We start from the raw sequence: 21865 nt of genomic DNA, 5'->3' as shown, positions 1-21865 counted from the left end.
CACGGCGTGGCCGAAGCTGCCCGTGCCGCCGGTGATGAGTAGGGTTTCTCCTTTAAACATGGTTTACTCCTTAATTACTTCTTTTAAAATACTTTCGATTTTTTTAGTTGAAGCACTTCTACTTAAATTATCTAAGATAAATTTTCGGTTATTTTCACGAATTGCTTTGTTTTTTTCTTGATTTTTATAAAACTTCACTATTTCTTCAGATAGAGCTTTGCTATCTTCTGCATTTACAAATCCACCTAAATTATTTTCATTGATGATTTTTTCTAATTCACTATCTTTATCAAAACTTGCTATTGGTATACTACCTGATGATAAAATACTCCATGTTTTACTTGGCAAACCACTTTTTCCAACTCCCTTTTTACACGTTACTAAACAAATATCACCCAAACTATAGACATGCGAAACTTTTTCATATGGCTCTATTGGAAATAATTTTAGATTAGAAAGTCCCATTTTGTTATTCTTTTCTCTATAATAATTTTCTTCTGTTCCTGAACCGAATATAATAAACATAATTTTTTCTTTATAAAGCTGTTTTGCACATTGAAAAATAATATCTATATTTTGTGATTTCCCTAAATTTCCAGCATAGACAACATAAAAAAACTTTGGATCAAGATTATATTTTTTGATTAGATCATTTTCACATCTTTTGATTGGTTTTACCGCTTTCTCATCTACCCAGTTATATACAACATCTATTTTTTTCTCAGGAACGCCTTTATTCATGATATTTGTTTTAAAATTTTCAGATATTGTGATAATTCTATCTGCTTTTTTATATGTATAATCTTCAATTTTTCTTCCTATTTTATAAACGATCGATTTTTTTGTTGCAATTCCCGTATTTTCAAGTGAATCTGGAAAAATATCTTGAAGATTATAAACAAAAGGAATTTTTTTGAATTTCTTAACGATTCCCCCAACTAATCCCTGTGTTGGCGGAGTGCTGTAAAGAAAAAGTATGTCCGCATCTGTTTTAAGCGCTTTTATAATGAATAAAAAATTCAGCAGCAAATAACGGATAGCACGCAAAAATACATTTTTTACTTCCTTTATTAATGAAATACGATGTATTTTTACTTTACCATTAAACAACTGTTCCTCTTTTTTTTCTTTCTTATAATAGGAACGTACTTCGTTTGACACTCCACGAGTAGGAACTGGTGTATACAGCACTACTTCATTATCTTTTTGAACTAAATCTTCTATAAGATTTAGCGTTAAATAAATACTTGATGCTTTTTCTGGTTCGAAATAAGCATTTAACATTAATATTTTCATTTACTGTTCCGTATCAATAACTATTTTTAAGTCTTCAACAATTTTTTTGCTTATTTGATTAATACTGTCTATATTTTCTGTGCACAAAATAAAATATCCTAATCTATCTGCACTATTGTGTATACTAGTTATCATTTCACCCTTCTCTTTTGTGACAATCACTTCATAGACTTCTTTCAACTGCTTAGCTTCATTTAAACCCAAGATTTTTTTTAGTTTTCCGGGTTTCGAATGAAAATACCTAATGGCAGCATATCTTTGCCATCGTTGTTTAATGGTTGTTTTCTTATTTAAAGCAATTTCTATTGTTGCCTTCACCATATCTACTCCTGTAGAAAGTGGAACCAAATGAGTTGCAATATTATCTCCGCCTAACCTCGCCCCAAGTTCGACTACTTTTGGGCCTTCTTTTGTTATTTTAATTTCAATATGGGATGGCCCATTTTTTATACCAATTGCTTGTATTGCCCAAATTGAGATTTCTTCTATTTTTTTTTGAATATCTTTTGATAAGTGACTGGGCTGAGTGTGTCCTATTTCAACGAAATTCGGTGGTCCAGTTGTTATTTTATCGGTTATTGCTATAACCGATGTTTCTCCATCAATTGTTAGCGCTTCCGCACTTACTTCAGGGCCTTCCATATACTCTTCAACAAGTACAATACCACTTCGTGAATTTTTGCGGCTGTAGTAGAAAGCCTTCTCACTTTCTTCTTGGCTTTCTACTAGATAAATACCTCGACTACCTGAATTATCTGAAGGTTTTACAATATATTTTTGTTTAAAATTATTGACTATAATTTTGTAATCATCTAACTTATTGCAATAATAGAATTGAGGAATTGGTACATTGCTAGCTTTTAGTGCTTTCCGCATTTCAACCTTATCGGTCGCTTTTAGAGCTGTCTTTTCATCAATCCCTGGTAAATGTAATTTTTGGGATACTTCCGCTATTGTTCGCATTGGCATATCGCTTGCCAATGTCATAATGCCATCTATTTCATATTTTTTAGCTGCTTCTAAAACTTTTTCTGTATCAATCGTACTTATTAGCAAACAAATATCTGCTTCTTTAAAACCAACGGCATCTTCATCAATATCTACAGCAATAACGGTCAATCCCATCTCTTTTGCTTTTCGTATTGCAGGTAATTGAAGGATACTTGCACCCAATATCATTATTTTTTTCATTTTATTCCTCATTTTTGTCAAAAGATATAATATCGTTATTAATATTCCGATAAACATTTTTTGACTTTATCACGGTCTGTACTGTCTTAATCAATATCCAAAAATCTAATCTAAATGAATAATGTTTTACATAATAAATATCATTTTCTATTTTTTCTTTCGTATTTGATGCATTTCTACTTACCACTTGGTTATATCCTGAAATCCCAGGAGGTACTGTTAGTATGATTTTTTCGTCTTCCGTATAATTTTCAAGCCACATTGCAGAATCTGGACGTGGTCCAATAAAACTCATTTCTCCTTTTAAAATATTTAAGATTTGTGGTACTTCATCAATACTTGTTTTTCTTAAATATTTTCCAACTTTTGTTACACGCGAATCACTGTTTGAGTTATATGTTGATCCATCCTCTAAACGTATATCCGGCGAATTTATTTTCATTGATCGAAACTTAAACATTTTAAAAATCTTTCCATCTTTTCCTATGCGGTAAGCAAAGTAAAAAATTGGTCCTTTATCGTCTAATTTTATTGCTAATCCAACAACGATAATCAACACCAACAAAACGGGAAGTAAAAGCAACGAAAAAAAGAAATCAAATATTCTTTTTAAAATATTGTACATATTGACTCCTGTTAACATTAATTAATAGTTGAATAAATGCTTGAACTTACAATTATCTAGATCCTTTTTATAATCTTGCATCAACACTTTAAAATTGCTGTATCTAGGTACAAAATCAAAGTCTCTTTTGGCCTTTACCATACTAAACAAAAATGATGGAGTATTATTTTTTATTTCCGGTTTATAGATAATTTGTGATCTTTTTTTAGAAGATTGAGCAAATAATTCCGCGATAACGTGAACCTGCTCCTCAAGTGTTACACTTTTTCCAGATGTCATATTGTACAAACCATTAGTTTTATCACTAAAAACGGCGAGATAAAAAGCATAAGCGACATCTTTTACATAAACAATATCTCTTTTTAGATCTTTATTACCGTGAACTTCAATCGGCTCTCCTGCGCTTGCTTTATCAATAAATATTTGCAAACCTGACTTTCTTTGTTTGCCATCAACAAATAATGTCCCATGCGGTCCTACACCATAAACTGGTGGCAAACGAAAAACTGCATTTTTCATACCATGTTGTTGATTGTAGTATTCCATAACATCATTTGCCGCATTTTTAGACATTATATAAACCGCATGGTCTCCAGTATATTTAAAACCACGTGGTTCTTCCTCCGTTATTACTTTATCGCTACTCCATGAATTAGAAACATCAGCATACGAAGCTGTAGATATAACTCTTTTTATATTATTCTTTCGACAATATTCCAAAACATTAATTGTTCCAATCGTATTAATCTTAAAATAATCAGAAGCGTTTTCTTCTATGTTTATGTTTACCGAAACATTTGCAGGTAATAAACCTGCTAACAAAATAACACCATCTACATTTTTCTTAGGCAATCTTTCAAAATCATTTTTATTAGTTAAATCTAAATTGATATATTCAACTCCGAGTTTTTCGTAGTGCTCTTTAAATTTATTATTTCTTCCTGTAACTAGAACTTTACAATTTTGTTTTAGTAACTCCTCAACTGTATAAACACCAATAAAACTTGATGCACCAATAACAACTATCATTTTTTTTCCTCAACTTTCAGAATAATGCTTATACTTTTTATCACATAATCCACTTCCTCATCGCTCAGACAGGTATGCAGCGGTAAGGTGATTTCATTTTTATACATGGTATAGGCCCAAGGATACTGCTTCATGTCAAACCCCAGGTTTTTATAGGCGGTGTGCATGGGCAGTGGCTTATAGTGGACGTTTGTGGCTATGCCTCGCTCTGCCAGCTCGGTGATCAGGGCGTTGCGGTAGTCGCTGTTTTTATCTTTTAACCGCAGGAGATAGAGATGGGCGCTGGAGTGTTTATCTTTGGTGTCATGGGGCATTGCTTCGACGGGCAGGTCTGCAAAGGCGTCGTTATATTTTTGAATGATTTCTTTTCGGCGTTTGATAATTGCGTTGTAGCGTTCGAGCTGTTTCAGGCCTAGAGCGGCCTGCAGGTCGGTCATATTGCATTTATAGCCGGGATAGATGATGTCGTATTCCCAGGCGCCTTTTTGTGTTTTTGCCAGGGCGTCTTTGGACTGCCCATGGAGGGACCAGAGCATGAACTGGTGATAAATGCTTTCGTCGGCGCTGCCTTCGATGGGGTTCCAGGTCACAGCTCCGCCTTCGGCGGTGGTCAGGTTTTTCACGGCATGGAAGGAGAAGGTGGTAAAGTCTGCAACTTCGCCGCTCATTCTGCCTTTGTACTGTGCTCCTAGGGAGTGGGCGCCGTCGGCGATGACGGCGACCCGGCCAATGGCTTTCTGAAGGTCGTTTTTTCCGGGCTTAAACAGGCTTCTTTTGGCTTTGACGGCTTCAAAGATTTCGTCGTAATCGCACATGACGCCGCCGATGTCCACGGGGATAACGGCTTTGGTTCGCCTGGTGATGGCTTTTTCGATGGCTTTGGGGTTGACGTGAAAAGCGTTCGGAGCGCTGTCTACCAGCACGAGCTTTGCCCCCACATGCGCCACCACGCTGGCGGAGGCGGTATAGGTGTAGGCGGGCACAATGACCTCATCGCCTGGGCCGATACCGAGGATTCTCAGGGTCAGCTCCAGGGCGGTGGTGGCTGCGCTGAGGCAGGCGGTCTTTTGGGTATGGCAGTATTCTGAAAGCTTTTCTTCAAAGGCCTTTGTTCGGGGGCCGGTGGTGATCCAGCCGGATTTAAGGACTGCGATGACTTCGTCAATATCTTCCTGGCGGATATCGGGTGGTGAAAATGGTATGTTCATTTCAAGATTTCCTTATGATTAAATTTAAAACTCGTAGCACGCACGATCAAAATCTGATCCTTTAATCTTTACTTTCATCGCATTGTGTTTTCTTTCATATATATGTAAAGAAAACACAATGCGATGCGAAATAAAAACAGGCGGTGCTAAGCCTGTACTTTTGGCCTTATAGGCGAAAAGCACACCTATGGATTTCTCCACAGGATTTAGATAATATATTTACAATTTATTTTTCTTATCAAGCAACGCCTGCATAAAACCGCTCATAGAACCCTTTCCCCAGATTCCTCGCGCTGTTGAGCGCTGTACTCCCCTTGTGGCCTTCTTTACAGACAAAGTTCTTGCCGCCATAGAAGTTGGGGCTGGGATTCTGGTACTCGGTATTGTGCTTCGCGATGGGGGCATCGCAATGGTAACACCGGGTACTGGCGTAGTAGGGCTTGCTGGTCATGGCGACCAGGCCTTTCTGCCAGGCTTTGTACTGGACGTATCGGGCGATGCGTCTTCCGATAAAGTCGTAGGGGCTTTTGCCCAGGTAGGGCTTTTTCGTCTGGTTGAAGCTTTCTTTGAGCTCGGGCAGGACGATGAGTTTTGCGCCTTGTTTGAGGGCGTAATCGACGATCTTTCTCGATACTTCATGGGCGTAGTGGTCGGTGACGCGGGTGATTTTTTCGTAGTATTTTTTGTTTGGTCGATGCTCTTGCGGAACGCTGAGGGCAGCGTTCCCTACGGTGTGTGTCATATTGTTCCCGGTATTGCCGCGTTTGGTATACCCTAGAAGCTGCTTCCTACGGTGGGCCAGTGCTTTTCCGCCTTTTATGAAATAAGGGGCGGTGGCGCTACCGTCAGCTTGGATGGTGGTACAAACGGCGAGGGTATCGGAACCTGTCAGGGCTACGGCGACAAACTTTTCGTTTTGTTTTACCCGCTCTTTGGCAGTCCGGCTGTCCTCCACGATCTCTTTGACAGGGATGTGGAGCATGACTTTTTTCTTTTTGATGACGATGGTCGGGCTCATGCGCTCGGCGTTTTCTGGAAAGGGTCTGCCGGTATAACGGTGCTTGACCCAGGCCCAGGCTTTGCCGGTGTAGAGCTTGAGCAGGATTTGGCCGTCGGCGAAATCCTTATACATTCCCTTGTAATACAGCATTGACATGTGAAGATTCTTTGGGCGGCTTGGGCGGCCCTTTTTCGCCGACTCAGGTGGAAGGTTGAAAGTGGAAAGTGGAAGGTTATGGTGCAAATCGGCTTGGCCGATTTGATTTGATTCAGAATCGCTTTGCGATTCTGTTCCTGAATTTTCCATTTTCAATTTTCCATTCCCCATTTGTTTATCTTCCCAGTCCCTGAGCTTGCTTGTGTAGCTCCTGTACATGCTGATGGCCGCGTTGATGGCGGCGCGCCGGAAGTACAGGGGAATTCTCTCAAAGGGCAGGGGTGTTTCGGGCTGTGTGCCGTCCCGCTGTTTTATGGTCTGTAGCTCTAAATGCCGCAGTAAATTCTGATTGGTGAGGCTGAGGGCTTCGGGCTGGCGCTCGAGCAGCTCATAGTAGAATGTCAGGACGGCGTCGAAGAGGGACTGGGTCTTTTTAAACCAGTCTAAATGCTTGTAATTCAGCTGTATTTTATACGTCGTGATGGCGTATCCGGCACTCATTTTGGGGCCTCCATTTATTCGCAGACTATTCAAGGTCTACGAGCTATATGTCTAAAGGCCAATGAGTACTATGCTTTGCGCTTTTTCTGACCATGTTTTTGACCAAAGAAGAATTTAAAATTTAAAAATAAAAACGTAAAAGAAATCGGTTAAAATCAGGATTTTTGAGGTTTATTTTGACCATGTTTTGACCACATCGATCTTTTATAAATAAGAAATGAAAATTTGACGAAAAACACTTTTATTGTTAAAATATAGACATAAATTGACTTTGAAGAAAAATATTTAATTTTTTTAAAAAAGTTGATGCTTTTTTCATTACCTAATGTTATAATAGGTATCGCAGTTAAATTATAAAAAAGTGAAATCAAAAAAAGACTCGCAGACCTTGAATAGTCTGCGAGTCTTTTTCTTTTATAACGAACACATTTCAACCACTTCCAAAGTATTTAGGATAGTGTGTCTTTTAAAACTTTCATTAATATTTTTTAAACTAAAAAACCTCTCCGCACACCGGGATTATCCGGTGGCGGAGAGGTTTGAATTCTAATTTAACACATAAGCATCCAGATTACGGCGTCCAAAACTGATGGCCTCGGCGTAGCTGTCGAAGAAGATGTCAATAACATTGCCTTTTACGGCGCCGCCACTGTCTTCTACAGTAAATACAGTGTCAAAATATGGAATATAGATTCTGGTGCCAATGGGATAATTGGTCAGATCGGCTGCGATGGTATGGCCGGATGTTGGCCATGCGCCGGAGGCTGTGGCGTTACCTGTAGCAATGTACCCAGTACAGTTTGCGGTAAAATGGGTCGCATTACTCAGATCAATCCCATTGCTTTCTTCCGCTGGCTGCTCGGGTTCTGGCTCAGGTGCCGGGGTGGGCTCTGGCGTTGGGGCTGGAGCTGGTTCCGGTGTGGGAGCAGGCTGTTCTGCGGGAGCTTCTGGCTGTGTGGCTTCGGGTGTGGGTTCAGGCGTCGGCGCTGGTGTCGGGGTTGGCACCGGTTCTGCGGCTTTTGTTCCAACCTCTACGACCTCGGTCACCGGCTCCTTAATGGTTTCCTTAGAGACGACTGAACGGGCAATTTCCTTGCCATTTTCGTAGGTTACATTTTCGGTGATTCGGGCTGTGCCGTTAACACCGGCGGTTTTTACATTGGTTTTTCCCTGTTCCAGCTCTGGGTTTTCAACCTTCTGGCTGGTAAAGGCAATGGCCTCCTCACGGGTTTCCTGTTTTACTTCGGTGGTTACCTTGCTGCCGACTTCAATGACTTCGGTTACGGGCTCCAGCACGGTCTGGGTCGATACGGTTTCACGGCTGACCAGAATGCCGTCTTCGTAGGTTAGCTTATCGGTAATTTTCTTGCTGCCGTTTACGCCAGCGGTTACGATATTCTGCTTTCCTTCTTCAAGGTCGGGATTAACGCTCTGTTTAACCTCAAAGGGAATGGCCTCCATACGGCTTTCTTCCTTTTCCTCACGTCGGACGATTTTGATTTCCTTAACCTCTGTGGTCAAAGGGGTATCTGCTGATGGTACCACTACATCGCTCGCACCCAGGGTAATATTTTGATCCTTTAACAGGTCCCCGACCGTGTCGGCTGTGGAATCATAGGTATGGCCGTTTCCGTCCACGTTTAAGGTTCCTTTGGCGTTCTTTTTAATGGTAACATTGTCGACATCCTTCACCTTGGTGTCAAGGGGAACGCTGACGGTGTACTCGCCGCTATCGACGGGATAGCCCTTTTGCTTGAGCACTTCGCCGATCTGGGTCTGACGCTGGCTGGCCAGTGTCTGGGTCTGGACGCTGCCGTTTCCGGTATTTTCGTCCAGTGATACTTCAATGTTCTTGGTCATGGTAAAGGCACAGGCAATGCCCATGGCAATGGTCAATATGATTAGGAAAATCATACCGACAATCTTTTTCCAATGACTGCTCATGAATTCACTCATAAGATAATTGCTTCCTTTCATTTTTTTGTGTTCTTCTTTTTGAAAAACGGGTGAAAGTATAATAGAAGAAATAATAATTTCACTATAAATTTTATCAAAATTCAACTAAAGTGTCAATAAATCTTAATATTGTAACAATTTCAAAAAATTTGGCTGTTTTTGTAAAGACGACATGAAAAACCGATAAAATAACAAAAACCACCAAAATCGGTGGTTTTTGTAACGTTACGTTATGATTGATTATGTTTTTTGACCTTTTTAATACGAAAATTTTCCTCGCGATCCTTTTCTTCGATGCTTTCTTCGATGTATTTAATTTGATCCTTAAGCTTTGGTATCTGAATTTTATCCAGAGCGTTGGCGCTTTTTTGTGTTTTTTTGATCTCAAGGGACAGCTTGAAAGCTGTACTCTCAATTTCGGCCAGCTTATAGGAGAGATGCTTTACCTCATTAAACTTTTCGATGGCCACATCCAAGGCTGGATTATTTTCATGGAAGCCATAGGGCAGGCTGAAATTTTTGTTCCTGTCCACGTTATCCACGATCTCTGGAATATCGACGCCCATAACGCTTCGGGTACGTACGTCAAAGTCTTCCTCCTGCGGGATGGACAAAGCATATTCCTCAACATGGTTGAGACCCATACTGATGGTTACCTGCTGCAGTGCAATATAGGCTTCCTTAAAAATTTCGGTAATCTGCTGTTCGATCTCCTCGGATTGCTTGACCAGCTTCATGATTTCCTGGATCAGAACCGTCCGCTTTTTATCGAGCAGGTTATACCCTTTGGTTGAAAAGGCCAGGCTTGACTTCGACTTGATTAAATTTGCCTTAGTCGGCGTAATTTTAATGGCCATAAATGATCACCTACGCATTCTTCTTTGGCAGATATTTTTCGATCAGTTTTGGACTCAGACGGTCAAGCTCTGTGACTGGCAGGATGGTTAGCAGCTTCCAGCCGAGGTCCAGACTTTCATAGATGGTCCGGTTTTCATCAAAGTCCTGGCTCAGGAATTCATCTTCAAAAGCGCGGCCAAATTCCATGTACAGCTTATCGGTTTCGGAAAGGTCATCCTCACCCATGATCTGGGAGAGGTCACGAACTTCCTGCACTCTGGAATAAGCGGCAAACAGCTGGTTGGCCAGATCCTGATGGTCTTCACGGGTATAGCCTTCCCCGATACCGTCCTTCATCAGACGGGAGAGGGATGGCAGGACATCAATTGGCGGATAAATGCTCCGCTGGAACAAATCACGTCCCAATACGATCTGGCCCTCGGTAATATAACCGGTCAAGTCAGGGATTGGATGGGTGATATCATCATTCGGCATGGTCAGAATGGGCAGGAAGGTGATAGAGCCTTTACTGCTCTTTAACATACCGGCGCGTTCGTACAGTGCCGCCAGGTCGGAGTACATGTAGCCAGGGTAGCCCTTACGGCTTGGTACTTCTTCACGGGCGGACGAAATTTCACGTAAACCCTCGCAGTAAGCGGTAATATCGCTCATGACGACCAGAATATGCATGTCTTTCTGAAAAGCCAGGTACTCGGCAACCGTCAGCGCACATCGCGGCGCGGTGTTTCTTTCGGCTACCGGATCATCGGCATAGTTGACAAACATGACAACCCGGTCCATGACATTGGCTTCCTCAAAGGTTTTGCGGAAGAACTTTTCATCGTCGTGCTTAACACCAATGGCGGCAAACACGATGGCGAACTCTTCATCCACATCGTCACTCAGCTTGGCCTGGCGCACGATCTGCGCGGCCAGCTCATTATGGGACAGGCCGTTTCCGGAGAAGATCGGCAGCTTCTGGCCACGGATAAGGGTCATCAGCACGTCGATGGCGGAAATACCGGTCTGAATAAAGTTACGCGGGTATTCACGGCTCATGGGGTTAATGGGCGCACCATTGATATTGGATTCAATGGTACTGAAGATATCCGCACCGTTATCGATGGGCTCTCCAATCCCGTTAAACACACGGCCCATGAGGTCCATGGACATTGGGATTTTAAAGGCGTCGCCTGTAAAGCGGGTAACGCTGTTTTCTGCTGCCAGGCCGGCTGTGGACTGGAACACCTGGACGGTGATGGTGGTGCCGTCAATTTTGATGACCTTCCCTTTTTTCACTTCGCCGGTGGCCTGGTCCTGAATGTTTACAACCTCGCCGTAGAAAACATCCTCAACGTCTGTGATCAGAATAAGAGGCCCGTTAATGTTGTCTATTTTTAGATATTCTCTCTGCATACTGTGCCTCCTTAATCCTGATATCTACGCATGAGATCGTCGTAGTATTCATCAATATCCTGTCTCAGAACATCAATACCACTGAAATCATCATTCGGAATATTGTATTTCATTTTGATAACATCATCAAAGATTTTTTCATTGTACAGCACAGATGTCGGTATCCCCTGCTTCAGGCCTGCCAGCCCTTTTTCATAGAGATAATCCATAATCTTTAACATACGGTACTGTTTTTCAAGCGGTACATAGGTATCGGTATCGTCAAAGGTATTCTGCTGCAGGAAGCCAACCCGGATGAGCTTGGCGATACTGAGTACCCAGCGCTGGTCATCTGGCAGTGCATCTTCACCGATAAGCATAACCATTTCCTGCAGCTTGTTTTCCTGGAACAGGAGATCCAGCATTTTATTCCGCAGCTGGATGCTGTCCTCTGCCACGTTATCTTCATACCAGTCAGTCAGCAGCTTCACATAGCCGGAGTAGCTTTCCATCCAGTTAATGGCAGGGTAGTGGCGGGCATAGGCCAGGTTTTTATCCAGCGCCAGGAAGGTGTTGACATAGCGCTTGGTATTTTCGGTAACAGGTTCTGAGAAGTCCCCCCCGGCCGGTGATACGGCCCCGACAATACTAATGGAGCCCTCTTCCCCGCACAAGGTGTCCACAGAGCCCGCACGTTCGTAGAACTCTGCGATACGGGAGGACAGATAGGCCGGATAGCCTTCTTCAGCCGGCATTTCTTCCAGACGGCCAGAGATTTCACGCAGTGCTTCTGCCCAACGAGAGGTGGAGTCCGCCATCATGGCGACGTCATATCCCATATCTCTGAAATATTCTGCCATGGTAATACCAGTATAGATACTGGCCTCGCGGGCCGCAACCGGCATGTTTGAGGTGTTAGCGATCATAACCGTACGCTCCATGATGGATTCGCCGGATTTCGGGTCGATAAGGCCGGGAAAATCTTCGATAACCTCGGTCATTTCATTACCACGTTCGCCACAGCCGATATAGATGATAATATCCGCATCAGACCATTTTGCCAGTTGATGCTGGGTGGTAGTCTTACCTGTACCGAAGCCACCTGGGATGGCCGCTGTACCGCCCTTGGCAATGGGGAAGAAAAAGTCAATGATACGCTGGCCGGTAACCAGTGGTTTTTCCGGCTCTCTTCTGAACTTGGCAGGACGCGGTGTTCTTACCGGCCATTCCTGGTACATTTTAAGCTCATGCCGCCTTTTTCTGTCGTCCTCAACAACAACTAAAACCGTTTCGATATTGTAGCTGCCGTCTTCTCTGGCTTCCACAACCGTTCCCTTTACGTTTGGCGGCACCATAAGTCGGTGCTCGATCATCAGGGTTTCCTGAACAGTCCCAAAGACCTGCCCGGGTTTTACGGTATCGCCAACACTCAGTCTGGCTTTGTAATCCCACAGTTTTTCTTCATCAATGGACATCAGGCCGATCCCTTCGGGGATAAACACCGGTGAGATTTCCTGGATTTTTTCCAGAGGCCTTTGGATACCATCGAACATATTTTTAAGCATCCCCGGTCCAAGCTTTACGCTTAAAGGCATCCCGGTTGAGAGGATTTCCTCGCCAGGCATCAGGCCTTCGGTTTCTTCATATACCTGAATGGTCCCGATATCGCCGTCCAGGACAATGACTTCGCCGATCAGCTTTTTCTTGCCAACCATGACCATTTCACGCATTTGGAAGGCGGTCATATTGGTCCCTGTTACAACGGGTCCGTTGATGCCTGAAATAACGCCTTTTACTTCATTCTTTACTTCATTACTCAATTAACCCACCTGCTTTTCCATTACTTCATTTAAGTGCATACCGATTGTCTTGTAGTTGGTACGAACAAGATTTTCTACGGTAAAGTCACAATTTATACGATTGTCTGTGTCTCTGACCACAATGCCCCCAATGGTGTCTGCAGGTAGTGCATCAAATGTGATGGTGTAATCGGGCAGAACCCTCGAGGCGTTTTGTTTGACAAACGCACTGTCCGGGTCATTTACAAAAATAATAATATCCTTGCGGTCTCTCAAAATGTTCGGAACCTTTTCCAGACATTTTACAAGGTAACCGCGGTAGATTTCTGTGCCGACATAATTTCTGGCTTCATCCAGCACCGCCTGTTTAAAATCCTCCAAAATACGGCTTTTTTCTTCTAAAAGCTCTGTTTTTGCAGTGTTTTTACCCTGAGCGATAATTTTATTCTTATCACGGAAAATAACGTGGTAACCGCGTTCTTCGATACTGCGTTTTTCTTCCTTGATTTTTTCACCAGAAGCCTTCACCATTTCCAGCTTTTTATCCTTTGCTGTATTGATGGTCTGCTTGCCCCATTCGCGTTGTTTCCTTAGGAGATATTGTGTAAAGACACCAAGTTTTTCTTCAACTGATATCATGTGTTCACTTCCTTACAATCCTACGGATTCTTTAATATATTGGGTGATGATTCCCTGTTCTCTCTGATAACCATAGCGGTCAGGTATGACCGTGATCAAAGGGAAGAGAACCTTTTTTTTGGTATCCAGTACGAGATCTTCGATCATTAAATAAGCCTTTTCGGTTAGAAAGATAATGCCGATTTCCTTATTCTTCAGGGCTTCTTTAAACGTACTTTCAATGGTTTCCTGATCTCTGACGTAGGCGCCTTCGATTCCAGCTAATTTCATGCCTAAATAGGAATCACGATTTTCGCTGATCACAAAAGATTTCATTTTGTCATATCCTTAAAGGCTTAGAGACTACCGATGATCATGATCGAGATAATTAATCCGTAAATGGCAACCCCTTCAGCCAGGCCTACGTAGATCAGAGTTTTACCAAGAATCTTTTCATTTTCGGATACAGCGCCAAGAGCGGCAGAACCAACGACACCAACAGCGTAACCTGCACCCACACAGGCTAAACCAGTCGATAATGCGGCGCCAATGTAACCCAGGCCCGCGTCAGACATGCCGGCAGGATTGGTAGCGGCAGCAACAGCAGATGGAGCAAACATAATTAAAGCAGCAGCCATCGTCGGGATAAATCCGGCTAAATTAAATCTTAAAAACTTTTTCAGACGGCTCTGTTCAGAGGTGCAGTCCTTATAAATAAAATAAACACCACCGGCAATGGTTGCCAGAACTAAAAGACCAGCTAAAATTGTAATAATTGTTAAAATACTCATTTTAAACTCCTTTTTCTTCGTGTATCCCATCAGGGATAGATATTTATCATGTTATTTTGATTAAAGTGTGTTTCTGATTTCACTGCTCAGAGGAACAAATTCCTCCCCGTCACCTGTGTAATATTTACTGAACAGTTCATAGAACTGTAATCTCAGGCACTGGATAAAGTCGATCAGACCTTCCAGCACAATGATTAAAACATTACCGATGATCAGAACAATCACACCGCCAAAACCGCCGCCCACCATGGTGGCCAGGGTTTCAAATGCCATAAACAGTCCAACGTGAGTCAGCGCAAAGGCCCCGACTCTGATAAACGACAGGGTGTTGCTAAGCATGGCCAGCAGCATTTCAAAAAGCTCAAAGCCGCTTTCCACATAATAATCCCCTGCAGATGTATCGTACAATTTTCTTTTTCTGATGGTATTGGCAATCGGCTCACGCAGAAGCACCAAGATGACCAAAGCGACTGCAAGAACTGCCAAAAACGGTGTAAAGGCACTGCCGCCCGGGATAATCCCCGTAGCGCAGAGCGCGCACAACAAGATGCTGATGTAAAGGACAAAGCCGGCAATACCATTTTTGCCGAAGAGTCCTTCTTTAATGTCCCCCGCTCGCAGCTTGTTGATAATGCTGTACAGATAAGCAACAAACAGCATCACCACACCGAGCACAACTGCCGTCAAAAGCACCGTATTGATGTTTTCAAAGGGTCTGACCCAAAGTGTCGGCAGAATCGACTCATTACCAAATATACTTCCGTATATGAAGCCAAAAATAATGGAACTGCATGCCATTCGTGCAATAACATGCCCCAATTCTACTCCCCGTTTGCCAAAGATATAGCCGGCCAGTAATAGGACAAGACCTTGGCCTACATCCCCAAACATATATCCAAAGCAAAATAAATATGTGATACTGAGAAATGGGGTGGGATCTAACTCGTTATATGCTGGCACCCCGTACATTTTTACCAGTGTCTCAAAGGGCCTGAAAACCCAGTTGTTTTTCATTTTTGTCGGCGGTTTGTTAGCGGCATCGGGATCGGTGAACATGACAATCATATTGTCATACTGCGCAGCGATCTTTTCCAGGGCCGCTCTGTCTTTTTTGGAGACCCATCCGGAAAAATAGAAGTTTTCCTCACTGAAAGCCATGTACTTTTTAATGATATTCAAGTTTGCGTAAAGTGTGAGCACATTGAAAACTTCTTCTGCTTCCACTTTATTTTCATTACGGTGCTTTTCAAGCAGCGTTTCATTTTCAGAAATTGTTTTTTCCAGTTTTACTTTTTCAAGGCCCAGATCTGCCAAAATGTCGCCTGGTGCTTTTATATAAGCATCGTCGTAACCTTCAACCAGTTTAAAGTTCAGCGCTTTTAAAATACGGTTGGTTTCCACCTCAAAATCCTTAGGTGAAATAATCATAAAAACTTCTTCATTCTGGCTGGTGTCCCCCACGTGGAACACAATGGAAGTAACCGTGTTGTAAATACTCTTTAACCGGGCCGCGTTGTCTTTAGAGACAGAGCCGATGGTATAAGTAAAGTATTCCATGTTATTTAAGTCTTCCATTTTTACATCAATATTTTTGATGTATTCGTAGGCTTCGATACTCGTGTTAACTCTTTTTAGTTCTTCCCGCGCTTTTCCAAGATTTTCAAATTCCGTATCCAGATAGTTTTGGAAACGATCGGCTTTTTCAAGGATTTCACCAAGGTCATATTCCTTTTTGGACAGGGCTTTTGTATCCAGGGTCAGCTTATTGTCGTAAAGCTCATTTAATTTTTGCACCTTCTGTACAAAAATCTTCTCATCCACCATGTTTTCACCAGGAACGAGCTGGGCAAATCCCAGCAGCTCACCGATGTTTTCTTCGCAGACTGGCAAAGTAAAACGCCCGGTATCAATTTCGTTCATGGCATCAACAATCTGGATATCATTGAAAAGAAAAATGTCTTTAGCGAAACGGTCGACGTAGTTTATTTTGCCTACAACGTTCATCATCATAACATTTTCTATAGCCATATAATACTTCCTTTCACATCTTACTCAAAAGATCTGATTAAAAATTTTTCTGTTTCTAATGCAGACATACGGTAGCGCTTGCTTTCGATAATGGAGGTGATGTCCTCAATTTCGTACTCAATGAGCCGTATGAATGCAACGACTTTTCCCAGGCCAGCTTCTGTGCCGTTAAACAGCTTCAGATAGGCATAGTACATAAATCGTTCACGTCTTCTTTCCATGTACAGGTCCAGTGTTTTCGAATGATTAAACAGAAAAGCATATTCACTGTAGGATTTCATCACCTCATGGAGGGTATCCATGTTCTTAATCTCACTCATATGCTGAATATCTTTCTCTTTAATCTTAAGACCACCCCGCAGCGCATAGGCCAGCAGTTCTTCACGGGAAAGGTGATAGAACTTCTTCCCACGATAAAACCAAACCAGATTTAATAGATCAATGCCTTCTCGTGTTGTCTTGATAAGGTCCTTGTTCTTCTTTTGATCCAGCTTGTTCAGGTTGTTCTTCAGCTTATCGTAGTAGTAACGTTCCAGTCCCTTTTCAATGGGAAAGAGGTCATCCTCTACGGTTACCTGCTTGTAGATTTCGAGAAGACGATAATAATCTGTGCCGACCAGGGCTTTTTTAAAGCTGTCCCAATCTTTTGTTTTTACCAATTTGTCAAAGGGTATGTTGGTGTACTTTTCTGAATAGACCAGAAACCCGGCGAGTTCTTCAAGGTTATCGCCGCGGGCAATCCCACGGATCAAAACACGAAGGCTCTCAATATCTGAACGGATCAGCAAAGTTTTTACAAAGGACTTTTCTTCTCCCTGCAGATAATGCATCAGCTTCTCAATTTCATAAATTTTCATCCGGGTGAGGGGCACTTCCAGTTCCAGGCGGTGAAGATGGTCCGTGTGAACCTCCTCCAGAAATGGCCCGTAATAGGTATTGTCCTTCAGGTAATAAAAAAGGTCATTCAGCGAAGGGGCTTTAATCAGCGCCTCGTAATCCTGAGTTCCAAGCATCTTTGACTTCATTGCCAATAATTTCGTGTTCACACACGCATGATTACTATTCGCCATTAATCTTCACTACTTTTCTTTAAATTTTTCAAGAATCAGATCGACTGAAACAGTTCGTCCAAAACTCTTTTTGCACTTTCTTGTTTGGCACTTTCGTACTGCTCTCGCAATGATTTAATCGAGCTAGACATTTCTTTTATGGCGTTATCTTTCTCTTCTTCAGCTTTTTTGATTTCAACGTCATAATTTTGTTTACTTTCCTCTTTTGCAGCGGTGATAACATTCGTTTCTTCTTCTTTCAGCTCGTCTTTGGTATCGGATACGATTTTTTCCGCGCGGGCTGTGGCGCTGGCTTTAATTTTCTTGGCCCGGTTGTCCAGATCGATAATCTGATGAAGCACTTCATTTATCATCCTAATAACGACCTCCTTCTTCAAAAATTAATTCTAGTCTGAACCCATTATAGCACTTTATGTATACAAAGCAACTACTATTTTTGTTTTTGAAATGGTTTTAATCGCAAATTTTAGACAAAAGCCCATAATTGTAGTATCTTTTGTTGCTAATCGGTAATAATAGCATGGCTTTTTATAAATAATGGATTCTTAGAATGAAATTATATTCACCCTGTTGATATTTTATACCCTTTTACCCCAAAAATCCACGAAAAATTAAAATTATCTTCCTATTAAATATATATAAGCAAGCGTGATGGCAGTAACGAAATGAAAACAAATTTGTCTTTATCCTTTTTGTCTGCCTATGCTATGCGCCAAAATCAACTGCATCTGCTGCCCACCATTCAGGTATAAAATAAGCTCCCGGTCCTTTGACCAGGAGCTATTTAATTTACAACGGCTCAAAACCGTATTTTTCAAAAACTGCTTTAGCTTCATCACTATTTAAAAAGCTTTCAAAATTTTTGGCCGCATCCTGCAGGGTGCTGTCCTTTAAAACAGCCATTGGGTAAATAACGGTTTTGTAACTGCTTTCCGGAACTTTGCTTACTATAGCAACCTTGTCTGGGACTGATTTTGCGTCCGTTTCGTAGACCAGCCCTGCGTCCACCTCTCTATTTTCTACATAGGTCAATACCTGTGTAACATCTTTGCCGTAAACAGCCTTTGCCTTTACAGTGTCTAAAAGATTAAGGTTAGTCAGCGCCTCTTCAGCATATTGACCGGCGGGTACTGCGCTCGGTTCACCTAAAGCAACCTGAGCAGCCTTATCCGTACCCAGATCCTCAATGGTGGCGATTTCGGTTTTTCCCCGGGGCACAATTAAAACCAGATTGTTTTTCAGCAGATCTTCACGGGTGCCTTCTGCCAAAAACCCCTCCTGCTCCAAAGCGTCCATCTGTTTTTGTGCGGCAGAAATGAAAACATCTGTCGGAGCCCCGTTCTCAATCTGCTTTTGAAGATCGCCTGAGCCACCATAATTAAAAGTTAATGTCTGCCCTTTATTGGCCTGTTCGTACATTGGCGTCAGCTCTTCCATGGCATTTTTTAAACTGGCCGCTGCCGAAATCGTCAGATTAACATTGTCTGCGCTGTCTCCCGTCTGCGCATTGTTCTGTGTGCTGCAAGCGGTAAACCCAATAATGAGAACTCCCATCAAAACAGTAATAATTAATATTTTTACACTTTTCACATTTCTTACCCTTTCATTAAGATGATATTTTCGGGCGCAATTTTTAAATATTTTGGAAACTCACGCCCAGGCTCTTTTCCAAAATAAACACGTTCAAAATCCCAACACAGCAGTTGGTTCACCTCCCTTCCAAAAGGCCTGAATAAAACGGATACCTTAAACTGGGATTCGATAACATCCTCAATCTCTATTTCGATGGTATTTTCACCAGGATACTCTGCCGGCTCAAAGAAATGTGCCCGGATGCCTGCATGGCTAATATCCTGTGAAAGCGGTACGTCTGAGTAAAGCATACAGCCCCAATCCACCGCCTCAAAGCAATGGCCTTGCAGCGGTTTTATTCTCGAAATATTTTTACAACCGGTTAGCTTCGTAGCAGATATCGTTCCAGGATTGGCAAAAATATTTCTTAACGCATCAAATCGGTCGATTTTTCCATCATTAATTACAGCAACACGATCACAAATGGCAAAAATTTCATCTCTCGAATGCGAGACAAAAAGTGTGGTTCCTTCATAATCCTTCAAAATTTTTGAGACTTCACGCTGTAGTTCCCATTTCAAAAAAGTGTCCAAAGCCGAAAAGGGTTCATCCAGCATCAGTAATTTCGGGCTGCGCGCGAAAATTCTCGCCAGCGCCACACGCTGTTGTTGCCCGCCGGAAAGCTGTGCCGGATAATGCTCCTCTAGTTCATGGATTTGAAAGCGTTCGATCATCTGCTTCAGAATTTTCCGGGTACTGTCCGCGCTTTTCTTCATTCCTGCTGTAATATTCTGGCTTACAGTCATATTCGGAAATAGCGCGTAATTTTGGAAAAGATATCCAACGCTTCTTTTTTGAGGCGGCAGGTTGATCTTCTTTTCAGAATCGAAATAGGTAATGCCATCTACTATGATTTGTCCTCTATCAGGTTTTTCAATACCGGCGATACACCTCAGGGTCATGCTTTTTCCTGATCCGGAGGCACCCAGCAGTCCGGTCACTCCCTCACCGCTTTCAAACTGTACTTTCAGATTAAATCCTTTAAATCTTTTTTCAATATCCACCAGCATGCTCATGCTTTACCTGCCTTTCTTCCCTGCAAGGCCAGCCAGACATTCATGCCGCCAATGGAAAACAGTGATATGGCTACGATAACCGCTACCCACTGCATGGCTAAACGCATATCTCCAGCTGCTGTGGCCGTGTAGATAATCAGGGGAACGGTTTGTGTTTTGCCTGGAATGTTCCCGGCAATCATCAGTGTCGCCCCAAATTCGCCGATGGCCCGGGCAAAAGCCAGCACCATGCCGGCTCCAATTCCTGGCAGGCTTACCGGGACTCTTATTCGCCAGAAAATATAGCGCTCTGAAAGCCCCATCGTTCTCCCGGCATCAATAAGGTTCTGATCCATCTGTTCAAAAGCCGCCTTGGTGGTACGGTACATAAGAGGAAAGGAAACAACAATGGCGGCGATAACTGCTCCGCTCCACGAAAAGACCACGCGTATCCCCAATTGCAGCAGCGCCTGTCCCAAAGGGCTGTTTTTGCCAAAAATCATCAGCAGGATAAAGCCGATAACCGTCGGGGGCAAAACCAGCGGAAGTGTCAGAATGCCATCTGTCAGCCATTGGGCTTTTTCCGGAAAGCGGATAACCAGCCGTGCGGCCAAAATGCCCAGAATAACCGTAACAGCTGTTGCCAGAATCGCTGTTTTTAAGGAAATCAGAAGGGGTGAATAACTCTCTGCCATACAAACACCTCCACTATTTAAAAGTTTTTATGCTTTCGTCTGACGCCCTTACTTCAATGAGCTCTGCGGCAATACTGATGGCTATTTCTGCCGGCGTTTTTGCTTTAATCGCTTTTCCAATCGGCGTATAAACCATGTTCAATCTTTCCTGTGTAAAGCCATCAAGCTTCATGAGCTTTCCATTAACAGCTTCCGTTTTTTTCCTGCTGCCGATAACACCGATATAACGGGCTTTTGTTTTAAGGACCTGCGCCTCGACCAGATAATCGTTCTGATGTCCCCTGGTCATTATGACCACATAATCTGATGGGCCAATCTTTAAAAATGTGCCGATATCTTTAAAATCGCTGACAAAAACCGCATCAGCATCTGGGAAGGCTTCACTGTTGGCAAACGCCTCCCGGTCATCAATAACCACGCATTTAAAGTCCAGATGGCTGAGCAAGGGCACGAGCTCCTTAGCAATATGTCCACCGCCAAATACATAAACCCGCCCGTTTTGCAATAGTGGCTGTGAGAAAAAAACGATTTTGTCCTTTTTAAGCAATCGACTTTCTTTTTGAAATAACTCGATATCAAAAAAAGATGTTTTTTTCTTCTCTCCATCGACGACAGTCATTTCAAAATCCGCAGGCTTCTCCCAGCTGGTCAGGAGCCAGAAATCCTCATTGGATTTAAATGCTCTGTCCAGCTCTTCAATCAGCTTTTCTGTCTGCGGATTATCGGGGGAAAAATACTGAAAATACAATGTGGCGTTTCCGCCGCATACCATACCGAGATCAGCGGCCTCATTTGGCCTCAGTATGTATTTTTTCATAAAGGAGATCTTAGTTTCAAACAGTTTCTGCGCTTCCTGCTGAGCATCGTATTCGATGGCTCCACCACCCACGGTACCTGTGGTGCTGCCATTCTTATAAACAGCCATTCTGGCGCCTGTCCCCCTAGGCGCAGAGCCATGAAAATCAATAATGGTCACAACTGCCAGGGGCTCTTTTCTCTTTTTTGAAAGCTTAAGCGCTTTGTAAAAATCCTTCATTATTTCC

General features: G+C 42.6%; 20 protein-coding genes. All 20 read right to left on the bottom strand.

The features are described 5' to 3' along the window. Positions 1-63: 63 nt before the first annotated feature. A complete protein-coding gene (locus DW091_RS18485; protein ID WP_118518928.1) occupies positions 64-1296 on the bottom strand; it encodes a glycosyltransferase family 4 protein in 1233 nt (410 codons plus the stop codon). Further along, positions 1297-2487, bottom strand: coding sequence for an ATP-grasp domain-containing protein (locus tag DW091_RS18480; protein ID WP_118518927.1), 1191 nt, complete (start codon positions 2485-2487; stop codon positions 1297-1299). A 1-nt stretch (position 2488) separates the two neighbouring features. Beyond that, complete coding sequence (locus DW091_RS18475; protein ID WP_118518926.1) at positions 2489-3112, bottom strand: sugar transferase; 624 nt, start codon at positions 3110-3112, stop codon at positions 2489-2491. A 21-nt stretch (positions 3113-3133) separates the two neighbouring features. Beyond that, positions 3134-4141 carry an NAD(P)-dependent oxidoreductase gene (locus DW091_RS18470; RefSeq protein ID WP_118518925.1) on the bottom strand — a complete coding sequence of 336 codons (1008 nt, stop codon included), beginning with the start codon at positions 4139-4141 and terminating at the stop codon, positions 3134-3136. Next, a complete protein-coding gene (locus DW091_RS18465; protein ID WP_118518924.1) occupies positions 4138-5349 on the bottom strand; it encodes a DegT/DnrJ/EryC1/StrS family aminotransferase in 1212 nt (403 codons plus the stop codon). Before DW091_RS18465 ends, DW091_RS18470 begins: the two co-directional genes overlap by 4 nt. A 238-nt stretch (positions 5350-5587) precedes the next feature. Continuing rightward, positions 5588-7006 carry a hypothetical protein gene (locus DW091_RS18460; protein WP_118518923.1) on the bottom strand — a complete coding sequence of 473 codons (1419 nt, stop codon included), beginning with the start codon at positions 7004-7006 and terminating at the stop codon, positions 5588-5590. 546 nt (positions 7007-7552) lie between these two features. Next, positions 7553-8962: a 3D domain-containing protein gene (locus DW091_RS18455; protein ID WP_158577940.1), complete on the bottom strand. Its 1410-nt coding sequence runs from the start codon at positions 8960-8962 to the stop codon at positions 7553-7555. Positions 8963-9192: 230 nt separating this feature from the next. Next, positions 9193-9819: a V-type ATP synthase subunit D gene (locus DW091_RS18450; RefSeq protein ID WP_058694334.1), complete on the bottom strand. Its 627-nt coding sequence runs from the start codon at positions 9817-9819 to the stop codon at positions 9193-9195. A 10-nt stretch (positions 9820-9829) separates the two neighbouring features. Continuing rightward, the gene (locus DW091_RS18445) at positions 9830-11215 is read right to left on the bottom strand and encodes a V-type ATP synthase subunit B (protein ID WP_058694333.1); all 1386 of its coding nucleotides are present in this window, start codon (positions 11213-11215) and stop codon (positions 9830-9832) included. A gap of 11 nt (positions 11216-11226) precedes the next feature. Beyond that, entirely contained in the window at positions 11227-13014 is a 1788-nt protein-coding gene (locus tag DW091_RS18440; protein ID WP_074617362.1) for a V-type ATP synthase subunit A, read from the bottom strand. Further along, complete coding sequence (locus DW091_RS18435) at positions 13015-13632, bottom strand: V-type ATP synthase subunit E (protein ID WP_224168846.1); 618 nt, start codon at positions 13630-13632, stop codon at positions 13015-13017. A 12-nt stretch (positions 13633-13644) separates the two neighbouring features. Beyond that, on the bottom strand, positions 13645-13947 hold the full coding sequence (locus DW091_RS18430) for a V-type ATP synthase subunit F (RefSeq protein WP_013380723.1): 303 nt from the start codon (positions 13945-13947) through the stop codon (positions 13645-13647). Positions 13948-13967: 20 nt separating this feature from the next. Beyond that, positions 13968-14402: an ATP synthase subunit C gene (locus DW091_RS18425; protein WP_013380724.1), complete on the bottom strand. Its 435-nt coding sequence runs from the start codon at positions 14400-14402 to the stop codon at positions 13968-13970. Between the two features lie 60 nt (positions 14403-14462). Further along, positions 14463-16430: a V-type ATPase 116kDa subunit family protein gene (locus DW091_RS18420; protein WP_058694331.1), complete on the bottom strand. Its 1968-nt coding sequence runs from the start codon at positions 16428-16430 to the stop codon at positions 14463-14465. A gap of 20 nt (positions 16431-16450) precedes the next feature. Continuing rightward, positions 16451-17500: a V-type ATPase subunit gene (locus DW091_RS18415; protein ID WP_058694330.1), complete on the bottom strand. Its 1050-nt coding sequence runs from the start codon at positions 17498-17500 to the stop codon at positions 16451-16453. A 35-nt stretch (positions 17501-17535) separates the two neighbouring features. Continuing rightward, positions 17536-17853, bottom strand: coding sequence for a hypothetical protein (locus DW091_RS18410; RefSeq protein WP_058694329.1), 318 nt, complete (start codon positions 17851-17853; stop codon positions 17536-17538). A 436-nt stretch (positions 17854-18289) separates the two neighbouring features. Next, complete coding sequence (gene modA, locus DW091_RS18405; protein ID WP_118518930.1) at positions 18290-19054, bottom strand: molybdate ABC transporter substrate-binding protein; 765 nt, start codon at positions 19052-19054, stop codon at positions 18290-18292. Between the two features lie 41 nt (positions 19055-19095). Beyond that, complete coding sequence (locus tag DW091_RS18400) at positions 19096-20142, bottom strand: ATP-binding cassette domain-containing protein (RefSeq protein ID WP_224168845.1); 1047 nt, start codon at positions 20140-20142, stop codon at positions 19096-19098. A gap of 2 nt (positions 20143-20144) precedes the next feature. Next, complete coding sequence (gene modB, locus DW091_RS18395; RefSeq protein ID WP_096920572.1) at positions 20145-20822, bottom strand: molybdate ABC transporter permease subunit; 678 nt, start codon at positions 20820-20822, stop codon at positions 20145-20147. Positions 20823-20835: 13 nt separating this feature from the next. Beyond that, a complete protein-coding gene (locus tag DW091_RS18390; protein ID WP_118518920.1) occupies positions 20836-21858 on the bottom strand; it encodes an XdhC/CoxI family protein in 1023 nt (340 codons plus the stop codon). Between the last annotated feature and the right edge of the window lie 7 nt (positions 21859-21865).

Origin of the sequence: Eubacterium sp. AM05-23 (assembly GCF_003477535.1) — a bacterium.
Classification (GTDB): domain Bacteria; phylum Bacillota; class Clostridia; order Eubacteriales; family Eubacteriaceae; genus Eubacterium; species Eubacterium maltosivorans.
Note: the sequence above shows the minus strand (reverse complement) of the source record. Positions and strands in the feature narration are given on the sequence as shown.

Excerpts from the sequence above, each read along its gene's own strand:
- DW091_RS18485 (WP_118518928.1), bottom strand. The coding sequence starts at position 1,296 with ATGAAAATATTAATGTTAAATGCTTATTTCGAACCAGAAAAAGCATCA.
- DW091_RS18480 (WP_118518927.1), bottom strand. The coding sequence starts at position 2,487 with ATGAAAAAAATAATGATATTGGGTGCAAGTATCCTTCAATTACCTGCA.
- DW091_RS18475 (WP_118518926.1), bottom strand. The coding sequence starts at position 3,112 with ATGTACAATATTTTAAAAAGAATATTTGATTTCTTTTTTTCGTTGCTT.
- DW091_RS18470 (WP_118518925.1), bottom strand. The coding sequence starts at position 4,141 with ATGATAGTTGTTATTGGTGCATCAAGTTTTATTGGTGTTTATACAGTT.
- DW091_RS18465 (WP_118518924.1), bottom strand. The coding sequence starts at position 5,349 with ATGAACATACCATTTTCACCACCCGATATCCGCCAGGAAGATATTGAC.
- DW091_RS18460 (WP_118518923.1), bottom strand. The coding sequence starts at position 7,006 with ATGAGTGCCGGATACGCCATCACGACGTATAAAATACAGCTGAATTAC.
- DW091_RS18455 (WP_158577940.1), bottom strand. The coding sequence starts at position 8,962 with ATGAGTGAATTCATGAGCAGTCATTGGAAAAAGATTGTCGGTATGATT.
- DW091_RS18450 (WP_058694334.1), bottom strand. The coding sequence starts at position 9,819 with ATGGCCATTAAAATTACGCCGACTAAGGCAAATTTAATCAAGTCGAAG.
- DW091_RS18445 (WP_058694333.1), bottom strand. The coding sequence starts at position 11,215 with ATGCAGAGAGAATATCTAAAAATAGACAACATTAACGGGCCTCTTATT.
- DW091_RS18435 (WP_224168846.1), bottom strand. The coding sequence starts at position 13,632 with ATGATATCAGTTGAAGAAAAACTTGGTGTCTTTACACAATATCTCCTA.
- DW091_RS18430 (WP_013380723.1), bottom strand. The coding sequence starts at position 13,947 with ATGAAATCTTTTGTGATCAGCGAAAATCGTGATTCCTATTTAGGCATG.
- DW091_RS18425 (WP_013380724.1), bottom strand. The coding sequence starts at position 14,402 with ATGAGTATTTTAACAATTATTACAATTTTAGCTGGTCTTTTAGTTCTG.
- DW091_RS18420 (WP_058694331.1), bottom strand. The coding sequence starts at position 16,430 with ATGGCTATAGAAAATGTTATGATGATGAACGTTGTAGGCAAAATAAAC.
- DW091_RS18415 (WP_058694330.1), bottom strand. The coding sequence starts at position 17,500 with ATGGCGAATAGTAATCATGCGTGTGTGAACACGAAATTATTGGCAATG.
- DW091_RS18410 (WP_058694329.1), bottom strand. The coding sequence starts at position 17,853 with ATGATAAATGAAGTGCTTCATCAGATTATCGATCTGGACAACCGGGCC.
- modA (WP_118518930.1), bottom strand. The coding sequence starts at position 19,054 with ATGGGAGTTCTCATTATTGGGTTTACCGCTTGCAGCACACAGAACAAT.
- DW091_RS18400 (WP_224168845.1), bottom strand. The coding sequence starts at position 20,142 with ATGCTGGTGGATATTGAAAAAAGATTTAAAGGATTTAATCTGAAAGTA.
- modB (WP_096920572.1), bottom strand. The coding sequence starts at position 20,822 with ATGGCAGAGAGTTATTCACCCCTTCTGATTTCCTTAAAAACAGCGATT.
- DW091_RS18390 (WP_118518920.1), bottom strand. The coding sequence starts at position 21,858 with ATGAAGGATTTTTACAAAGCGCTTAAGCTTTCAAAAAAGAGAAAAGAG.